18 protein-coding genes are annotated in these 18040 nt (G+C 57.6%); 15 read left to right on the top strand and 3 right to left on the bottom strand.

From position 1 onward, the window contains the following. Positions 1-48: 48 nt before the first annotated feature. Complete coding sequence (locus tag PFLQ2_RS14165; protein ID WP_003181720.1) at positions 49-927, bottom strand: LysR substrate-binding domain-containing protein; 879 nt, start codon at positions 925-927, stop codon at positions 49-51. 153 nt (positions 928-1080) lie between these two features. Here PFLQ2_RS14165 and PFLQ2_RS14170 point away from each other — a divergent pair, with 153 nt between their 5' ends. The 6 genes from PFLQ2_RS14170 (at position 1081) to PFLQ2_RS14195 (ending at position 6282) form a co-directional block, all read left to right on the top strand. Further along, positions 1081-1506, top strand: coding sequence for a VOC family protein (locus PFLQ2_RS14170; RefSeq protein ID WP_003181718.1), 426 nt, complete (start codon positions 1081-1083; stop codon positions 1504-1506). 112 nt (positions 1507-1618) lie between these two features. Next, on the top strand, positions 1619-2875 hold the full coding sequence (locus tag PFLQ2_RS14175) for a cation:dicarboxylate symporter family transporter (RefSeq protein WP_003181716.1): 1257 nt from the start codon (positions 1619-1621) through the stop codon (positions 2873-2875). 99 nt (positions 2876-2974) lie between these two features. Continuing rightward, entirely contained in the window at positions 2975-4078 is a 1104-nt protein-coding gene (locus tag PFLQ2_RS14180; RefSeq protein WP_003181714.1) for an alkene reductase, read from the top strand. Positions 4079-4153: 75 nt separating this feature from the next. Beyond that, positions 4154-4534, top strand: a complete 381-nt coding sequence (locus PFLQ2_RS14185) for a nuclear transport factor 2 family protein (RefSeq protein ID WP_003181711.1) — start codon at positions 4154-4156, stop codon at positions 4532-4534. A 59-nt stretch (positions 4535-4593) separates the two neighbouring features. Then, positions 4594-4980 (top strand): nuclear transport factor 2 family protein, encoded by a 387-nt coding sequence (locus tag PFLQ2_RS14190; protein WP_003181709.1) that lies wholly within the window; start codon positions 4594-4596, stop codon positions 4978-4980. Positions 4981-5283: 303 nt separating this feature from the next. After that, on the top strand, positions 5284-6282 hold the full coding sequence (locus PFLQ2_RS14195) for a hypothetical protein (RefSeq protein WP_003181707.1): 999 nt from the start codon (positions 5284-5286) through the stop codon (positions 6280-6282). A 507-nt stretch (positions 6283-6789) separates the two neighbouring features. Here PFLQ2_RS14195 and PFLQ2_RS14200 read toward each other — a convergent pair. Next, entirely contained in the window at positions 6790-6984 is a 195-nt protein-coding gene (locus tag PFLQ2_RS14200) for a hypothetical protein (protein WP_152632756.1), read from the bottom strand. Between the two features lie 212 nt (positions 6985-7196). Between PFLQ2_RS14200 and PFLQ2_RS14205 the strand changes: the two genes are divergently transcribed. Then, positions 7197-7796, top strand: a complete 600-nt coding sequence (locus tag PFLQ2_RS14205) for a TetR/AcrR family transcriptional regulator (protein WP_003181703.1) — start codon at positions 7197-7199, stop codon at positions 7794-7796. A gap of 35 nt (positions 7797-7831) precedes the next feature. Here PFLQ2_RS14205 and PFLQ2_RS14210 read toward each other — a convergent pair whose 3' ends face one another. Then, complete coding sequence (locus PFLQ2_RS14210) at positions 7832-9070, bottom strand: OprD family porin (protein ID WP_003181701.1); 1239 nt, start codon at positions 9068-9070, stop codon at positions 7832-7834. Positions 9071-9341: 271 nt separating this feature from the next. Between PFLQ2_RS14210 and PFLQ2_RS14215 the strand changes: the two genes are divergently transcribed. The 8 genes from PFLQ2_RS14215 to PFLQ2_RS14250 all read left to right on the top strand — a co-directional run bounded on the left by PFLQ2_RS14215 (position 9342) and on the right by PFLQ2_RS14250 (position 17483). Beyond that, positions 9342-10289, top strand: a complete 948-nt coding sequence (locus tag PFLQ2_RS14215; RefSeq protein ID WP_003181699.1) for a LysR family transcriptional regulator — start codon at positions 9342-9344, stop codon at positions 10287-10289. Between the two features lie 90 nt (positions 10290-10379). After that, on the top strand, positions 10380-11183 hold the full coding sequence (locus PFLQ2_RS14220) for a putative hydro-lyase (protein WP_003181697.1): 804 nt from the start codon (positions 10380-10382) through the stop codon (positions 11181-11183). 40 nt (positions 11184-11223) lie between these two features. Beyond that, positions 11224-11766: a hypothetical protein gene (locus tag PFLQ2_RS14225; RefSeq protein ID WP_003181695.1), complete on the top strand. Its 543-nt coding sequence runs from the start codon at positions 11224-11226 to the stop codon at positions 11764-11766. 18 nt (positions 11767-11784) lie between these two features. Further along, complete coding sequence (locus PFLQ2_RS14230; RefSeq protein WP_003181694.1) at positions 11785-12705, top strand: LysR family transcriptional regulator; 921 nt, start codon at positions 11785-11787, stop codon at positions 12703-12705. Positions 12706-12827: 122 nt separating this feature from the next. Continuing rightward, positions 12828-14207 (top strand): UDP-glucose dehydrogenase family protein, encoded by a 1380-nt coding sequence (locus PFLQ2_RS14235; protein ID WP_003181692.1) that lies wholly within the window; start codon positions 12828-12830, stop codon positions 14205-14207. A 172-nt stretch (positions 14208-14379) separates the two neighbouring features. Next, positions 14380-15087, top strand: coding sequence for an HPP family protein (locus PFLQ2_RS14240; protein ID WP_003181690.1), 708 nt, complete (start codon positions 14380-14382; stop codon positions 15085-15087). Positions 15088-15221: 134 nt separating this feature from the next. Continuing rightward, entirely contained in the window at positions 15222-16328 is a 1107-nt protein-coding gene (locus tag PFLQ2_RS14245; protein WP_003181688.1) for an enoyl-CoA hydratase/isomerase family protein, read from the top strand. 3 nt (positions 16329-16331) lie between these two features. After that, a complete protein-coding gene (locus PFLQ2_RS14250) occupies positions 16332-17483 on the top strand; it encodes an acyl-CoA dehydrogenase family protein (protein WP_003181686.1) in 1152 nt (383 codons plus the stop codon). The last annotated feature ends 557 nt before the right edge of the window (positions 17484-18040 follow it).

Here is an 18040-nt window from a genome sequence, read left to right as displayed (position 1 = left end):
AACGGCGCCTTGCACAGCTTTCCCCTAGGGCTCTTTTTGCTTGAGCTGTTATCCGGAAAGTGCTGTTACCTGATCACTTATAAGCTGAGCCAACATTCGCACAGGCTCCGTAAAACTTTGCCGAGACCGATGTACCAATCCAATATCCCGGTGAAAGGTGTGCTGTCGCAAATCGAGCGCTCTTACTCCAGCGGGCCATTCTCGATAGGTTTCCGTCTGTGGCACCAGAGCTATGCCCACACCGTTTTCAACCAGCTTGACGATGGCGTCCAGTTCATCCAGTTCGCAGACCTCCCGCAAAGTGAAATGCATCTGCCGCAGGAAACGATCGACCTGCCTGCCGCCGAAGGACGATCGGTCATAGCGAATGAATGGCTGGCTGGACAGCAGTTCCGACCAGTCCTCTCCCTTTACGTCTCGTGGCACGATCAGTCGGTAGGGCTCTAGCGCCAACGTCGTCCAGCGTAAGTCACTTTGAAGGGAGAAGGGCGGCCGGATGATAACGGCCATGTCGATCTCGCCAGCGTCGACAAGGTTCACCAATTGCATCGACAGCCCTGGAATGACACGTGTGCGGCAGTGCGGACATTGTTGATGAAACTTGGCCAGCGCATCCGGCAAATAGGAGCGCTGTACGGACGCGATCGCGCCGATGTTGACCTGCACACTTGCCGGTTGTCCTACCGTCGTGGAGCCAAGGTTGTCGTAGAGCTTAAGCAGCTCTTGCGCTTGCAGAAGGATTTGGTGACCCATCTTGTTGAGGTGGGCTGAGCGTCCTTTTCGGTCGAAAATTTCGAAGCCGAGCTCAGCCTCCAGCCGTTGGATTTGCGCGCTGACGGCAGCCTGGGTGAGGCCGATCTTGTTGCCGGCAGCGGCAAATGTACCTTCCCGCGCCACGGCGATGAGTGTTTTGAGTTCCTTGATCATTCACAAATAATAATTGTGTTTCTAAGAAATATATATTGTTTTTTATGCTTGGTTTTCCGGTCTACGATGTTTTCATCCCCCGGCAAAGGCTGATCCCTGAGAGCCAATTGACGGTGGATTTTCGGCAACCAACAAAAAAATATTGGAGTTCTGATGAGCCTCTCGCCATTCCACCTCGCAATTCCTGTCTACGACCTGGCTGCAGCGCGCACCTTTTACGGTGAGGTTTTTGGTCTGGAAGAAGGGCGCTCCAGCACGCAGTGGGTAGATTTCGATTTCTATGGTCACCAACTGGTGATTCACGAACATCCAAAAACTGCTTCGCAGGAAAGCGTCCATAGCAACCCGGTCGACGGACACGATGTTCCGGTTCCACACTTCGGCATCATTTTAGGTTGGGAACAATGGGAGGCACTGGCCGAACGTCTGAAGTCGTTTGACACCGAGTTCGTGATCGAACCTTACATTCGCTTCAAAGGCCAAGTGGGTGAGCAAGCCACCATGTTTTTATTTGATCCATGCGGCAACGCTCTTGAGTTCAAAGCTTTCAAAGATATGAGTCAGCTCTTCGCCAAGTAACAACAGCCATGGCACAACAACGTTGTGCCATTTGATCTCAAGTGAGCTGGAAGCTCATGAATCTAGCAACTGCGAAAGACGCAGACCTTTCATTCCAACAAGAAGGCTAGACATGAAACGTATTCCCTTGGTGTGGCAAATCGTTGCCGGGCTGTTGCTTGGCGTGCTTGTCGGTTGGTACTTCAATACGCATCCGCATTATCAGACATGGGTGAGTGCGGAGATCCTCAAACCGCTCGGTGATATCTTCATCAAGATGATGAAGATGGTGGTTGTACCAATTGTGTTCTGTTGCATGATTCTGGGCATCGCGGGCGGTGGCGATAATAAGTCGTTTGGTCGTATGGGAATAAAATCGCTGGGCTACTTTTTTGCGATTACGGCCTTGGCCATTGTTCTCGGCTTGTGTTTCGCCAACATTTTCCAGCCGGGTACGGGTACCGACATTTCCGGTATTTCGCACGGTAGTGCAGCGATCACTTTGGAGCCGTCCAAAGGCGCATTGGTCATCTTGCAGAACATAGTCCCTGACAATGTACTGGTTGCTATGTCAGAAGCGAAGTTGCTGTCCGTGCTGTTTTTCGCCGTGCTGTTAGGCATGGCATTGAACGCTCTGCCGAAGGACAGGAGCGCACCGTTCATTGCGGTGGTTCAGAGCCTCTCCGATGCAATGTTCAAGGTTGTCTCAATGGTCATGGCTTACGCGCCGGTCGGTGTGTTTGGGATGATCGGCGCGACCGTGGCGACGTTTGGTTTCGCCTCGTTGTTGCCGTTGCTCAAGTTGATTGGAGTGGTCTATCTGGCGCTGATAGTGTTCGCATTGGTGATACTCGGAGGGATTTGCTACGTGATCGGCGAGAATATTTTCAAGTTGATCCGTTACTTTCGTAACGAGCTGATTTTGGCGTTTTCAAGTGCCGCGTCAGCTGCCGTCATGCCGCAGTTGATGACACGATTAGAGACCTATGGTGTACCGCGTCGGATCGTCAGTTTTGTGGTGCCGGTGGGTTATGCGTTCAACCTGGATGGCGCATCGATCTTTCTCGGTGTGGCAACAATTTTTGTGGCGCAGCTCTATGGCATCGACCTTTCGCTGTCGCAGCAGATCCTGTTGGTGGTGACGATGGTGCTGACTTCGAAGGGCGCAGCCGGGGTGCCGGGTTTTGCCATCATCATCTTGTCAGCGACCTTGGCGTCTGCCGGATTGCCGTTGGAAGGGGTCGCGTTGATTGCCGGCATTTTCAGGATCATCGACAGCGGCACCACGACGTTGAATGTTTTGGGTAATGCCATCGCACCTTTGGTGATCGCCAAGTGGGAAAGGGTCGAGCTGGAGCCTGCGCGAGCTCATCCGGCAGCGAGGAGCTAGTTGTTCGTCAGATGCCGATCACAAGTGAACGCCTGCTGGCATAGGGGCGTTTTTTTTAAGCTTTTTACTAGATGACCGGTCTATTTATATGGGGTTTTTATGATTGATAACGCAGTAGACACCGACCTTTTTTCGCCGATGAATATGGGCGCGCTTCGACTGGCTAATCGAATTGTCATGGCACCCGTGACGCGGAGCCGAATGGCTGACGACGGCGTCCCGAATGAAATGCACGCGACCTATTACGCCCAGCGTGCCAGTGCCGGTTTGATCATCGCCGAAGCGACGAACATTTCCGCGCAGGGTCGAGGCTACGCCATGACCCCTGGTATCTGGTCAGAAGAACAGGTGTCTGGCTGGAGAAAAGTCACCAGCGCAGTGCACGCGGCGGGCGGCAAAATAGTCAGTCAGTTGTGGCACGTGGGGCGCTTTTCGAGTGTCGAGTTACAGCCCAACGGCGATGCGCCAGTGGCGCCTTCGGCAATCAAGGCTGAAGGTACTACCTACACCAACAATGGCATGGTTGAAGTGTCGATGCCTCGGGCACTGCAAACTTCAGAGATCCCAGGGATCATCGAGCAGTACCGGCATGCGGCAGAAAACGCAAAACGCGCCGGTTTTGATGGCGTTGAAGTCCATTCTGCCAACAGCTATCTGCTCGATCAGTTTCTTCGTGATTCCACCAATCAACGCACAGACCAATACGGTGGTTCCATTGAGAACCGTGCACGATTGACGCTGGAAGTCACTGAGGCAGTGGTTTCGATCTGGGGGAGCGAGCGAGTGGGGATTCGTCTTTCGCCCGTGACACCAGATGCCGGTAATACGCCACCAGACAGCAACGTCATGGCGACTTACGGTTACCTAATCCAGCAACTCAATCGATTCAATCTGGCCTACCTGCACTTCGTTGAAGGCGCCACGGCCACCTCTCGCACGGTTCCCGATGGCGTCGATCTGGATGCACTGAGTGCTCAGTTTGAAAACGCATTCATCGGCAACAACAACTACGACCTGGCGATGGCGCTTGAGCGTCGGGCGCGGGGGCGAATAGATGCGGTTGCGTTTGGTCGCCTGTTCATTTCCAACCCCGATCTCGTGGATCGCCTGCGTCGAGGCAGAGAGCTGACCATCGCGCCCCGTGAGAGTTACTACGGAGGAGGCGCCAAAGGTTATATCGATTGGCCTGTAGCTAACGCTTGAATGGCCGATGTCTACCAAAACAGTGCCCATCCAGCCCTTATGGGCATCGGAAATTCTTCAATCAGGAGTTCCACCATGAGCAATACAACTTACGTTCAAGAGTACAACGCGATCGTCGACGTGCTTAGCCAATACAGCGAAGGCGGTGCCAAGGCCAACAGCACTTTGATGAAGCCCGCGTTCAACGAGCATGCGACGATGTTTGGGGTCGACGGCGACAAGCTCGTCGGCGGTGCAATTCAGAATCTGTACGACATCATCGACAACTCTTTCCGCCCATCTCCCGAAGCCAAAGCAGCCATCGTGCGCATCGACATCGTGGGCACTGCCGCCAGTGCCCGGGTCGACACCGACAATGTTTCGGGATTTCGTTTCACTGACTTCTTCAACCTGCTGAAGGTAGAAGGCAAGTGGACAATCGTCAGCAAGATTTACCACACCCACCCGAGCGCATGACTCCTCAAACACCACTAGCGGGATGTGTTGTACCTCGCCCTTATTGTAAGGAAAGAACCATGTCAAAGAATATCAAGGCGGTATCAACTTCCGAGTACAACGCGGTCATCGCTACTGCCCACCAGTACGTTGAAGGTCTGCGTGTGGGCAGTGCCGAAGGCGTTGCGCAAGCCTTCCATAAAGACGCCGTGATGTACGGTTTCACAAATGGTGAACTACTTGGCGGCCCGATCAAGAACTTATTTGATTTCGTTCAGAAAAACGGCAGTGCCCCAGAAATAACGACTCGGCTCGACATCCTGGCGATCACACCCACAACAGCGGTGGTGCGTATAGATATGGAAAAAGATGCGATTGGTGCGGACTACAACGACTACCTGACGCTGATCAAGATGGATGGCGCCTGGAAGGTCATCGCCAAGGTTTATCACCAATTCGAAGGTTGAGCATTCACCGATCCCGGTTGAGTCGATGCCGGGATCGGCACTCGTGACGAACCGATGGCACTGCATCGCGAGCCTGAGCAGGGAAGGGAAGGGAAGGGAGGTTGCGCCACTGGGAGCGAAGTTCGCAAACTGCTCAGTCTCCCGGATTGGTTGTCGAGGGGCTTGGGTTCAGTAATAGTGCTAGCCTGTGCTGTGCTTTTAGACGCTGGTTGGCGCATTCGCCGGAGACTCAAGAGTTAGTGGCACATGCATGGATCGACCAAGACGCATCACTCTGGTTTCGTAGGGAAATAGGAAGTAAGCATGACGCTGATAATTACAGTTGCATCACCACTGTTTGTTATCCAAGCGGGGGATCGTCTTTTAACGACTCAGGCTGATGATAAGACCCAACAATTTGATGATAAGTCAAATAAGAATCTGATTTATGAAGCCAGTGATGGAATTTTAACGATTAGCTATTGTGGCGCTGCATTTATGCGAGGTAAGCCAACAGATGAGTGGATCGCAGAGCAGCTTGATACTCGCATAAGGATCCCAACCGACGGGTCTGATCCTTGGGCTATGCAACTGGGCGGCTTAGGCGAGCAAAAGCAGCTTCATTTTGATGGAGTCATAAAACAGATCAAGGAGAAGTTGACTAGGATTTCTCAAGGCGAATTATTGAGCTCAGGGTTGACGATTGTGATCGCCGGGTGGAAGCGCAAACGCGATAAGTGGAAGCGGGTGCTCATTGAAGTTAGCCGGAGCCGTAGTTCTTTGAAACTCTCTAATCCCGTCGGTTTCAAAGAACGCCCCGGCATAAAGGGAAATTGCGGTATCGACATGGTTGGTTCTGGTTGCCGCCCTGAAACCGAAGCTTATTTTGACGTCGAGTGGAAAGCAGTCCACGAAAGGCAAGGGCTTCCTGATTTCAGTGCTTATGAACAATATGTCTCGGACGTAAGAGATGCAATGGTGGCCACTATTAAGTTTGCCTCTACTATTGAGAAAACGGTGGGGGCTAACGTACATACAGCAACCATATACGGGCCCGAATACCAGTCTCATATTTGCTGTGAAACCCATTTTTTCAGCGATATGCTCCACCCAGCAGTGATTGAAACTCCAACAAAAATTGTGTCTGTGGCTGATGCCGGTGTTACGGGATGGGTGCTGTTTCCCGATATAGTCAAGGCTCCGGCATATCTGGTTGGTACAGAGCTTACTCAAGGGCGCTTTACCATATTGCGTTCTAACGGTTCACCTTCTCAGGCTGGTGTTCATCATTTTCAACAGACCGTTCCGAGGCGTAGAGCGTGAGCGGCCTGTATGACCGAGTACCTATTTGAACCCTTGAGACGATCGATTATTGCAGTCCCATAGCCTGCTTTCTGAACGCGCCAAGGTTCGCTACCCAATTACGAGAGATAACGTGAAGCTTATTGGCAAGGTCGCGGCAGCACTCTGGTGTGAAGAGTGCCGGCAGATCCTCTTGGGCACTAACATACTCAAGGATGTTGCCATGACACAGGGTGTGCCGAACCCTTACGAGTTCCACGTTCTGGCGGGTAGGCAAATTGGTTTCGAAATCTTGCTCACCTGGAAATGCTAAGGCGTCGATTGACATGCCATTGGCCCTAGCTTGGCGCAACAGTGAGTTACTGAGCAGTGAGATATCGTCAACGTTTCTCCGCATGGATTCCTGTATGAACACCTATGACATTGCATGGTGTTTAACATAATATACATTATGTGTAGTCTCATATACACCAACGAGCCCCAGTGCCAGTCGCTTTTCAACCCAGCAACCAGCTCCAAACCTGCTACTCACTGCCGCTTCACATACATCCCCATCAAACTATCCTCAGTACCCAGCTCCCCGTTGTAACCAATAGCCGCAAGGTCTTTCATCAACTGAACGTGATACGCACCATTCTTCGCTGGCGCTTGGGGTTCACGCACGACAATCAGGTTTTCGTTTTCCGTCGGTACGGTAACTTGCTCGGCCACGATACCGTTCAACGTGCCGCCAGGGTCAGCGAAAACAGCACACCGCTGACGAGCAAACGCATCCAACACTTCCTTGCTGAAATTAGGTGCCGCAGCTTATCGGCCCCAAGGCCGCACTGACAGCGCTCGCCGATTCGGTGGTTTGTCGATCGACCCTTTGATGTCGCTTGACATCAATGTATATTGTCGACTCTACCGCTGGTGTAACAACGAGGCACATGGGCATGAAAGTCACCAAAGCACAGGCCCAGGCGAACCGGGCACATATCGTCGAAACGGCTTCAGCCCTGTTTCGTGAGCGTGGCTATGATGGCGTCGGCGTGGCGGAGTTGATGGGGGCTGCCGGCTTCACCCACGGCGGGTTCTACAAGCATTTTGGCTCCAAGGCCGACCTGATGGCCGAAGCCGCCGCGTGCGGACTTGCGCAATCCCTGCAAAACAGCGCAGGCCTGGGCGTCGTTGAGTTCTTCAATCTGTACCTGTCACGAGACCACCGTGACACACGCGACGCAGGCTGTACGATGGCGGCCCTTAGCGGAGACGCTGCCCGTCAGTCCCCAGACGTCAAGGCAACGTTTGAGGTCGGGATTGAAAAAGTGGTCGCCGCGCTGCAGGGCGACCTCACCGAGCAAGACGACGCCCAACGACAGGCTATGCGGGCCAAGATGATCAACTTGCTGGCCCACGCAGTCGGTGCTGTTATGTTGTCGCGCGCCTGCCCGGATGACTCGTCGCTGGCGGACGAGATCTTGCAAGCCTGCCGCACAAGCATTCTCGCGTCGTTGTCGCCGCCTCATGACAGTGATTCGTCGACGACGGCTTGATGAGACAGCGCCGCTCATTGAGCGGCGTTGAATGCCTACCAAAGCGCCAACGTATAGCTGACGATCAACCGGTTCTCATCCAGATCATTCCCGAAATTCGACCGCACCGACGCATTGCGCCATTTGACCCCCAGCCCTTTCAATTTTCCGTCTTGCATCACGTAGGCAATGTCCGTGTTGCGTTCCCACTCCTTGCCCTCCCCCGGTGCACTGCGTTGTACGTTGTCACCCGATATATAGCGGGTCATGAAGGTCAAGCCGGGCATTCCAACGGCAGCAAAATTATAGTCATAGCGCGCTTGCCAGGAGCGCTCATCGACGTTGGCGAAATCGCCGATCTGCACGAAATTGACCAGGTACGGATCGCTGCGCCCGATATAGGGAAACGGATCGTCGCCACTCATGCGCTGATAGCCCAATCCCACCGAATGACCCGCCAGGCTGTAAGTGAACAGGGCGCCAAACGCCCGGTTGTCGAGATTGCGGAAGTTACCGTCCTCGGTACTGCGTGCGTAGCGCACATCACTTTTGAAGGACTGCCCTGCCCCCAGGTCCAGGCTATGGACAAGCCCGAGGTAGTTTTGCTGGTAGATGTTTTCCAACGTTCCGTAGCGGTATTGCGCGGTGAGATTAGGCAGGACCTGATAGTCCGCCCCGGCGAACTGGAACTTGTCGCTGCTGCCACCGATGCGGTTGGCGGTCATGTCCTGGTAGTCGGTGGAATCGACGAAGTTGATCTGCGTGAGTTGCCCAGCCGTCAGCTTCAAGCGATCGATTTCCTGCACGCTCAGCAGCCCTCCCTTGAATGTCCCGGGTAACAGGCGCGTGTCGTTGGAGCTCACCACCGGATCGCGGATTTGCAGCGTGCCCAACTTCAAGGTGCTGTTGGATACGCGTACCTTGGCGGTCAGCCCCAGTTCGCCATAGCGGTCCTGGGAGCCGCCGGACAAATCCGCAGGCAAAAGATTGGTGCCTGCCGTGCCGCCACCGGAATCTAGCTTGAACCCGGCCATACCCAAGGCATCGAGGCCAAAACCCACGGTGCCGGTGGTGTATCCCGATTCCATTCGCAACAAGAAACCCTGCGCCCATTCTTCAGCCTTGTCCCGCGCACCTTGCTGGCGGAAGTCGCGGTTGAAGTAGAAGTTGCGGGCTTCCAGGCTGCCCTTGCTGTCGGCGATAAAATCGGCCTGAGCGTTCGGTATGCCGATCAGGCTGAAGCCAAGTACCGCACCGATCGGGCTGTAAATCCAATTGGTAGTGAAATGCCGCATGCTGTGCTCCTTTATTTGGACGCGAGCGTGCCCTCTCGGGGGCGTTGGGACCGCGTCCGATGGTTGTTGTTCTTAGAGGGTGTAGCGACAGTGGGCTACATGGCTCGTCCTGGCGGAGGCCTGCGCCGTGGAGCGGATTCTTCCCATCGAGACCTGGCAGCGTCAAACGGGAAAAAAGCCAGATCGGACATAAGAAAATTTGATGCGCTCGCGGGTCCGATCTGGAGTAACAATTGCAACCATAAGAACCATAAGCGCCAAGAGAACGCCCATGAACCTCAAATTCCTTGAAACTTTCGTCTGGGTTGCCCGGCTGCAAAGCTTCAGCCTCACCGCCGAGAAAATGTTCAGCACCCAGGCCGCCATCTCCAGTCGGATCGCTTCGTTGGAAGAGGAATTGGGCCTGCGCCTGTTCGTGCGCGATTCGCGCGGAGTTTCGCTGACGCCCGAAGGCCTCAAGGTGCTCGACTACGCCGAGCAGATGCTCGAAGTCCAGCGAGCGCTGAAGCAGTCACTGGACAGCAGCAGTCCACAGCAAGGCCTGGTGCGCATCGGCGTGATGGACACCGTGATCCATACCTGGCTCAGCCCGTTGATGGCGATGCTGATGCAAGCCTTCCCCGCCGTGGAAATCGAAATCACCGCCGATGCAGCGCGCAATTTGTGCGAGCAACTGCAAAAGGGTTACCTGGACATCGTGTTCCAGACCGATCTGGTCCGCCACGAAAGCGTGCGCAACCTCGAACTGGGGCATTACCCCATGAGCTGGATCGCCGCCAGCCACTCGATCTATGCCCGACCCTATGCTTCGCTGGTGGAGATGGCCGGCGAGCGCATCATCACCTTCGTCAAGCACTCGCGTCCCCACCAGGATGTGCTCAACCTGTTGTACGCCCATGGCGTCGGGGCGCCACGGGTCAGTTGTGTCAACTCGGTCTCGGCGATGACCCGGCTGATCCGCGACGGGTTCGGGATTGGCGCCCTGCCCGCTGCGCTGGTGGCCAAGCCTTTGGCCAGCGGCGAGTTGATCCAACTGGAGCCCGGCGCCACCCTCCCCCAACTGGATGTGGTGGCGTCGTGGCGCGCCGGCATGGGCCTGGAGCTGATCGAGAGCATCATGCAGATGAGTCGTCAGGTGGTTGGCCAATACGCTATCGATGTCGGCCCGCAGCGCATGGTGGCCGCGCCCGGCCTGAACGGCCAATGGCCTCTTGAATAACTTTTGTTTGTGGGGGGTAGCAATATTCCTTGTTGGACGTGATCGCCGCGGTTTTCTACAAAGATCCCACGAACCCGTGGAGCACTCTTTATGAATCAACCGGCCCTGTCCTTCGAACAACTGCAGCAATACGCCCCGAGCGCTTTGCGCCAAAGCATCGCCGCCGGCCACTACCAGGGCCATACCAGCGGCCTGGGCCAGGGTCGGGTGCAAACCAACATCGTCATCCTGCCCAGCGACTGGGCCAATGAATTCCTGCGCTATTGCACCCTCAATCGCCAGGCCTGCCCATTGCTGGACGTCACCGAGCCTGGCGATCCGTTCTTTCGCAACCTGGGCGCCGCCATCGATATCCGCCATGAAGTACCGCGCTACCGGGTCTATCGCCACGGCGAATTGACTGACGAGCCGGTGGACATCGAAGATCTCTGGCAAGACGATTGGGTGGCCTTTGCCCTTGGCTGTTCCTTCTCGTTCGAACAGCCCCTGCTGGAAGCTGGCATCCGTCTGCGGCACATCGATCTGGGACGCAACGTCGCGATGTTCCGGACCAGCATCGACACCCGCCCCACCGCCCGCCTCTCAGGCAAAATGGTGGTGACCATGCGACCCATGAAAGCCGCGGCAGCCATCCAGGCCATCCAGATTACCGGACGCATGCCCAATGTCCATGGCGCCCCGGTGCACATCGGAGACCCGTCGCTGATCGGGATTGGCTCCCTGGACGAACCGGATTTTGGCGACGCCGTGCCAGTGGAAGCGGACGAAATTCCAGTATTCTGGGCCTGCGGCGTGACCCCTCAATCGGTGGTCCAGGCGTCGCGCCCACCGCTGTGCATTACCCACGCGCCGGGCTGTATGCTGGTGACGGACTTATGGAACAGTGACTTGTGAGCCTCCAACGAGGCCGACTACGACCGGAAAAGGGCAAGCGATGAATACCCCCAGGCTATCGATCCAACAGTACATCAATGCCAAGGACGGCAACCGCCCTCACCTGCTCGAACACGCCTTCAAGCAGGACGCGCAGTTGGACATGATCGTGCGTACCGGCGCCATTTCCTTTCCCGGCCACGTTGAAGGCCGTGACGCCATTGGCGATGTGCTGGTCAGTCGCTTCGGGCAGACTTTCGAAAACGTCTACACGTTTTGCTTGGGCGCCCCGCCAACGGCGCAGGCAAGCACCTTTCAGTGCAAGTGGTTGGTGGCGATGTCGGACAAGGCCAGCGGCGAAGCGCGCGTCGGCTGCGGTCTATATGACTGGCAGTTCGATCCGCAATCAGGGCTGACCGAGCGATTGACCATCACCATCGAACACATGAAGACGCTGCCCTGCGCTGATTTGCCTACGGTGATGGCCTGGGCGTCGCAGCTGGACTACCCCTGGTGCAGCGCCGAAGCGGCTGTGCGCAACATACCGGACTTGGCCGAGCTGCAAGAGGTGGTCAGCTACCTGGCGGATGCCGATACACAATAGCGCCCAGGAATCCTGCAAATGAATATCAAGTTCTTGGAAACCTTCGTCTGGGTCGCCCGCCTGAAGAGTTTTCGTCTCACCGCCGAAAAGCTGTTCACTACCCAGGCGTCCATTTCCAGCCGGATCGCGGCGCTGGAGGATGAAATGGGCGTGCGCCTGTTCGTGCGCGACTCCAAGGGCGTGTCGCTGACCTCCGAGGGGCAGCGGGTGCTGGAGTATGCCGAGCGCATCATGGACACGATGCAAAGCATGAAGGCGGTGATCCGCGATCCTCGACAGGTGCGCGGGCGGATCCGCATCGGGGCCATGGATACGGTGATCCACACCTGGCTCAGTCCGCTGGTCACGCGCCTGATGGAGCGCTATCCGGCGTTGGAAATCGAGCTGTCGGCGGACACCGCCAGCAACCTCTGTTCGCAGCTGGAAAAAGGCTATCAGGACATTATTTTTCAGACCGACATCCTGCGCCTGGACAGCGTGCGCAACGCATTGCTGACCCGTTATCCCATGCATTGGGTGGTGCGCAGCGGTTCTGGCTACGACCGGCCCTATGCCTCGCTGGAAGACCTTTCCCAGGAACGCATCGTGACGTTTTCGCGCAACTCACGGCCCCACCAGGACATCCTCAACCTGCTGCATTCGGCCAACATCGTCTCGCCGCGCATCAACTGCGTGAACTCGGCATCGGCCATCACTCGCCTGGTTCGCGATGGGTTTGGCATCGGCGCCATGCCGGCGGCACTGGTCTCGGGAGAACTGGCCCAAGGTACGTTGACCCTGGTGCAAGACGTGCCGCTGCCGCCGGTGATGGACATCGTCGCCAGTTGGCGAACCGGCGCCGGAATGGAACGGGTGGAAGACATAGTCAGCCTGACCCGGGAAGTGGTGGCCGCTTTCGTGGCGCAGTTGCCGCCAGAATGCGGCGTAGAGGCGACTTAAGCACGGCCTGCCGCAGCCTGTCAGTGAATTGCAACATCCCCGACTTATTCTGAAACGAGCGCACGACCGCCAATGGGCTGGCCGTGCATGTTCGCCCGCTCGGAATGTTTCAGGGAGTCGTCATGAAAATCAGCGTGTTCGGGAGTGGTTACGTAGGGCTGGTGCAAGCCGCCGTATTGGCTGAGGTCGGCCATGACGTGGTGTGCATGGACATTGACGAGCGCAAAGTCGACAGCCTTCGCCAGGGCCTGGTAAGCATCTTCGAGCCCGGTTTGGCGACGCTGGTGCGCGAAGGGCTGGAGGCCGGGCGCTTGCACTTCACCAGCGACGAACAACTTGCCGTGCAGCATGGCCAGGTACTGTTCATTGCCGTCGGCACGCCTTCCCGGGCCGATGGCTCGGCCGATCTGTGCCAGGTCCTGGCCGTCGGGGATGCAGTCGCCCGGCATCGCGAGCATCCCGTCATTCTCGTAGAGAAATCCACCGTGCCGGTGGGCACTGGCGATGTGCTGCGCACGCACATCGATAAATGCCTGCTCAAGGCCGGTCGCTTGTTGCAATTCGATATCGTCTCCAATCCTGAATTTCTAAAGGAAGGTTCGGCAGTCGCCGATTGCCGTCGCCCGGATCGCATCGTCATTGGCTGCGAGCGCGAGGAAGTACGGGAAACCATGCGCGACCTGTACGCACCGTTCAATCGCAACCACGATCGGGTCCTGTTCATGGACCTGCGCAGCGCCGAGCTGACCAAATACGCGGCCAACGGCATGCTGGCGACGAAGATCAGCTTCATCAACCAGATCGCGGAACTGGCCGAACACCTCGGGGCGGACATCGAGTCGGTGCGCCTGGGGATCGGCGCCGACTCGCGCATCGGCTATCACTTCATCTATCCGGGCTGTGGCTACGGCGGCTCGTGTTTCCCCAAGGACATGCGCGCCCTGATCCACACGGCTGAGCAAGCCAACTGCTCCAGCGACCTGCTGCAAGCGGTGGAGTCCATCAACCGGCGGCAGAAGCACAAGCTGTTCGAACGCATCAACGCGTTCTACAAGGGCGATCTGCGGGGCAGGACCTTCGCGCTGTGGGGTTTGGCTTTCAAGCCCAACACCGACGACATGCGCGATGCGCCGAGTCGCACCCTCCTGGAATCGCTATGGGCGGCGGGCGCCAGTGTCCGCGCCTTCGATCCAGAAGCCATGCAGCAGACCCAACTGCTCTACCCCAACGAGCCGAAGCTTATGCTGATGGGCACACCGGAATCGGTATTGCCAGGCGCCGATGCCCTGATCATTTGTACCGAATGGCAGCCGTTCAAGGCGCCGGATTTCAACTTGATCCAACAGCGACTCAAGGCGCCAGTGGTGTTCGACGGACGCAACCTGTATGACCCCGAGCGCATGGCAGACAAAGGGTTCACATACTTCCCGATGGGGCGCGGCCAGTCGCACACCCTGCCCCTCGCCGAGCAAAACTGGTTTCAGGCGTCCAGAACCGCATGAAGTCCCTTACCTCAAAATTAATGAACTCAAGCAGCATTAATATGAATTTGTAAGCAGGAGTGGCGGACGGCACACTGTGCGGCGTTCCTCCCCCAACTGTTGGAACACTTAAAGGGCTTTCAGGGATTATCCGGTAAGCCCCTTTTTTGTTCGTTTTTTGGATTTTCGCTGAATGCTTTCTCGCTGGTTCCCCGCTGCAATCAATACTCGTCCCACCGAATGGAGCCGTGCCGCCATCGGCATGGCGTTGGGGACCTTGTTCAGTGTCTGGCTCTGTGGCCAGGTCTTCGGCCTTGAAGTCGCGCAGCACCTGATCGGCCCCTTGGGCGCATCGGCGGTGCTCTTATTCGCGGTGTCATCGGGCGCCCTCGCCCAACCCTGGTCGATTTTCGGCGGTTACCTGTGCGCCTCGGTCGTTGCGCTGTTGGTGGCCCATGTGTTGGGCCGCACCTTGGGCAGCGCTTGCCTGGCGGCGGGCATGGCGTTGGTGCTGATGTGCTGGCTGCGTTGCCTGCATCCTCCGGCGGGTGCCCTGGCGGCCACGCTGGTGTTGGCCGACGCCTCCATCGTTGCCCTGGACTGGCAGGCCGTCGGTGCCGCGATGCTGGCCGGCTCCGGCCTGCTCGCCTTCGCGCTGGCCTATAACAATCTGACTCGGGTGCGCTATCCGAAACGGGCCAGCGAGCCGGTGGCCGTCGTCCCCGCGGACCATCCCCCCGTCGACCGGCAGGCCATCACCGCTGAAGACTTGAAGCAGGCCCTGGCGGAAATGGAGGCATTCTTCGACGTGACCCCGGAAGATCTCGAGCAGTTGATTCACATCAGCGAGCGCAATGCCAAGCGTCGCAGCATCACGGAGGTGCTTTCGGGTCGCGGTTGATCCTGGGGCTGCTATAAATATGCAGACAGGACCTGCACGTATCCGGGTTGTGCTATGCAAATTTGCGCTGGTACGATCCTGCTCGGGTACGCGCGAATCAATTCGTAAAGAATAATAAAAGCAGGGAGTTAGCGATGACAGCTCAGGTTTCATCCCAAGCCGCCGGAACCGTCGAGGCCCACGTTCAAGAAATACTGGCCGAGGTCCGCAATCACATCGGCCACTTGACCCTGAACCGCCCCTCCGGCCTCAATGCCCTCACCCTGGGCATGGTGCGCAGCTTGCAGCAACAGCTCGACACCTGGGCACTCGATCCACAGATCCACGCCGTGGTGTTGCGTGGTGCTGGCGACAAAGCCTTTTGCGCTGGCGGCGATATCCGTTCGCTGTACGACAGCCACCGGCAAGGCGACACGCTGCATGAAGCATTTTTCGTCGAGGAATATGCCCTCGACCTGACGATCCACCACTACCGCAAACCGATCCTCGCCTTGATGGATGGCTTCGTACTGGGCGGTGGCATGGGGCTGGTGCAAGGCGCCGACCTGCGGGTCGTCACCGAACGCAGCCGCCTGGGCATGCCGGAAGTCGGGATCGGTTATTTCCCTGACGTGGGCGGCAGTTATTTCCTGCCGCGCATTCCCGGGGAGCTGGGCATCTACCTGGGGGTCAGTGGCGTGCAGATCCGTGCCGCCGACGCGTTGTATTGCGGCCTGGCCGACTGGTATCTGGACAGCCGCAAGCTCGGACAGCTCGATGAGCGTCTCGACCGGCTGGAGTGGCATGACACGCCACTCAAGGACCTGCAAAGCCTGCTGGCGAAGCTCGGTTTGCAGCAGCTCCCTGCCCCGCCCTTGGCCGACCTGCGGCCGGCCATCGATCATTTCTTTGCCCTGCCCGACCTGCCGAGCATGGTCGAGCAGCTGCGCCAGGTCACGGTTGCCAACAGCCATGAATGGGCGACCAAGACTGCCGACCTGCTGGAGACCCGTTCACCCCTGGCCATGGCCGTGACCCTGGAGATGTTGCGCCGCGGTCGGCACCTGAGCCTGGAAAACTGTTTTGCCCTGGAGCTGCACCTGGACCGCCAATGGTTCGAGCGTGGCGACCTGATCGAAGGCGTGCGCGCCTTGCTGATCGACAAAGACAAGAACCCGCGCTGGAACCCGCCAACCCTGCAGGCGCTGGACGCCGGCCATGTGGCGAGTTTCTTCGACGGCTTCGACGACCACGGGAACTGAATCATGCACGACCTCGAACTGACCGAAGAACAAGTGATGATCCGCGACATGGCTCGCGACTTCGCCCGTGGCGAAATCGCCCCCCATGCCCAAGCCTGGGAAAAAGCTGGCTGGATCGATGACGGCCTGGTGGCGAAGATGGGCGAGCTGGGCCTGTTGGGGATGGTGGTGCCGGAAGAATGGGGGGGTACTTATGTCGATTACGTGGCCTACGCCTTGGCGGTGGAGGAAATCTCCGCCGGAGATGGCGCCACCGGGGCGTTGATGAGCATCCACAACTCGGTGGGTTGCGGCCCTGTGCTGAATTTCGGCACCGATGAGCAAAAACAGACCTGGTTGGCCGAACTCGCCAGTGGCCAAGCCATCGGCTGCTTCTGCCTGACCGAGCCCCAGGCCGGCTCCGAGGCCCATAACCTGCGCACCCGGGCCGAGCTGCGGGATGGTCAATGGGTCATCAACGGCGCCAAGCAGTTCGTCAGTAACGGCAAGCGCGCGAAACTGGCGATTGTGTTTGCCGTGACGGACCCGGAGCTGGGCAAAAAAGGCATCTCGGCGTTTCTGGTGCCCACCGAGACCCCCGGTTTCATCGTTGATCGCACCGAACACAAGATGGGCATTCGTGCCTCGGACACCTGCGCCGTCACCTTGAATAACTGCAGCATCCCCGAGGCAAATCTGTTGGGCGCGCGGGGCAAAGGCCTGGCCATCGCCCTTTCCAACCTGGAAGGCGGCCGCATCGGCATCGCCGCCCAAGCCCTGGGCATCGCCCGGGCCGCGTTCGAAGCAGCGCTGGCTTACGCGCGAGACCGGGTGCAGTTCGATAAACCGATCATTGAACACCAGAGCATCGCCAACCTGCTGGCCGACATGCACACCCGCCTGAACGCCACCCGCCTGCTCATCCTCCACGCCGCCCGTTTGCGCAGCGCCGGCAAACCCTGCCTGTCAGAAGCCTCCCAGGCCAAGCTGTTCGCCTCGGAAATGGCTGAGAAAGTCTGCTCCTCGGCCATACAGATCCATGGTGGGTATGGGTATCTAGAAGACTATCCGGTGGAACGTTACTACCGGGATGCGCGAATCACCCAGATCTACGAAGGCTCGAGCGAAATCCAGCGGATGGTCATCGCCCGCGAGTTGAAGCACTACCTGGTTTGATGGCTGGAAAAGCATCGCGAGCAGGCTCGCTCCCACATTGGTTCAGTGCCGTATGCAAATGCCGCGTACACCATTGGCCCCTGTGGGAGCGGGCTTGCTCGCGAAAACGGTGGGTCAGCTTGAAGTGATGGTGGATGTGCCGCCGTCTTCGCGGGTAAACCCGCTCCCACAGGGTCCAGTGCCTTACGCAAATGCCGCGTACACCCGCGATCCACTGTGGGAGCGGGCTTGCTCGCGAAAGTGGTGGGTCAGCTTGAAGTGATGGTGGATGTGCCGACGCCTTCGCGGGTAAACCCGCTCCCACAGGGTCCCGTGGTGTATGCAAATGCTGCGTACACCAGCGATCCACTGTGGGAGCGGGCTTGCTCGCGAAAGCGGTGGGTCAGCTTGAAGTGATGGTGGATGTGCCGACGCCTTCGCGGGTAAACCCGCTCCCACAGGGTCCAGTGCCTTACGCAAATGCCGCGTACACCCGCGATCCACTGTGGGAGCGGGCTTGCTCGCGAAAACGGTGGGTCAGCTTGAAGTGAGGGTGAATGTGCCGCCGTCTTCGCGGG

Origin of the sequence: Pseudomonas fluorescens Q2-87 (genome assembly GCF_000281895.1) — a bacterium.
GTDB classification, from domain to species: Bacteria; Pseudomonadota; Gammaproteobacteria; order Pseudomonadales; family Pseudomonadaceae; genus Aquipseudomonas; species Aquipseudomonas fluorescens_S.
The sequence above is the reverse complement of the archived record's forward strand: the minus strand, read 5'-3'. Positions and strand labels throughout refer to the sequence as shown.

Coding starts and splice junctions, on each gene's coding strand:
- PFLQ2_RS14165 (WP_003181720.1), bottom strand. CDS start 927: ATGATCAAGGAACTCAAAACACTCATCGCCGTGGCGCGGGAAGGTACA.
- PFLQ2_RS14170 (WP_003181718.1), top strand. CDS start 1,081: ATGAGCCTCTCGCCATTCCACCTCGCAATTCCTGTCTACGACCTGGCT.
- PFLQ2_RS14175 (WP_003181716.1), top strand. CDS start 1,619: ATGAAACGTATTCCCTTGGTGTGGCAAATCGTTGCCGGGCTGTTGCTT.
- PFLQ2_RS14180 (WP_003181714.1), top strand. CDS start 2,975: ATGATTGATAACGCAGTAGACACCGACCTTTTTTCGCCGATGAATATG.
- PFLQ2_RS14185 (WP_003181711.1), top strand. CDS start 4,154: ATGAGCAATACAACTTACGTTCAAGAGTACAACGCGATCGTCGACGTG.
- PFLQ2_RS14190 (WP_003181709.1), top strand. CDS start 4,594: ATGTCAAAGAATATCAAGGCGGTATCAACTTCCGAGTACAACGCGGTC.
- PFLQ2_RS14195 (WP_003181707.1), top strand. CDS start 5,284: ATGACGCTGATAATTACAGTTGCATCACCACTGTTTGTTATCCAAGCG.
- PFLQ2_RS14205 (WP_003181703.1), top strand. CDS start 7,197: ATGAAAGTCACCAAAGCACAGGCCCAGGCGAACCGGGCACATATCGTC.
- PFLQ2_RS14210 (WP_003181701.1), bottom strand. CDS start 9,070: ATGCGGCATTTCACTACCAATTGGATTTACAGCCCGATCGGTGCGGTA.
- PFLQ2_RS14215 (WP_003181699.1), top strand. CDS start 9,342: ATGAACCTCAAATTCCTTGAAACTTTCGTCTGGGTTGCCCGGCTGCAA.
- PFLQ2_RS14220 (WP_003181697.1), top strand. CDS start 10,380: ATGAATCAACCGGCCCTGTCCTTCGAACAACTGCAGCAATACGCCCCG.
- PFLQ2_RS14225 (WP_003181695.1), top strand. CDS start 11,224: ATGAATACCCCCAGGCTATCGATCCAACAGTACATCAATGCCAAGGAC.
- PFLQ2_RS14230 (WP_003181694.1), top strand. CDS start 11,785: ATGAATATCAAGTTCTTGGAAACCTTCGTCTGGGTCGCCCGCCTGAAG.
- PFLQ2_RS14235 (WP_003181692.1), top strand. CDS start 12,828: ATGAAAATCAGCGTGTTCGGGAGTGGTTACGTAGGGCTGGTGCAAGCC.
- PFLQ2_RS14240 (WP_003181690.1), top strand. CDS start 14,380: ATGCTTTCTCGCTGGTTCCCCGCTGCAATCAATACTCGTCCCACCGAA.
- PFLQ2_RS14245 (WP_003181688.1), top strand. CDS start 15,222: ATGACAGCTCAGGTTTCATCCCAAGCCGCCGGAACCGTCGAGGCCCAC.
- PFLQ2_RS14250 (WP_003181686.1), top strand. CDS start 16,332: ATGCACGACCTCGAACTGACCGAAGAACAAGTGATGATCCGCGACATG.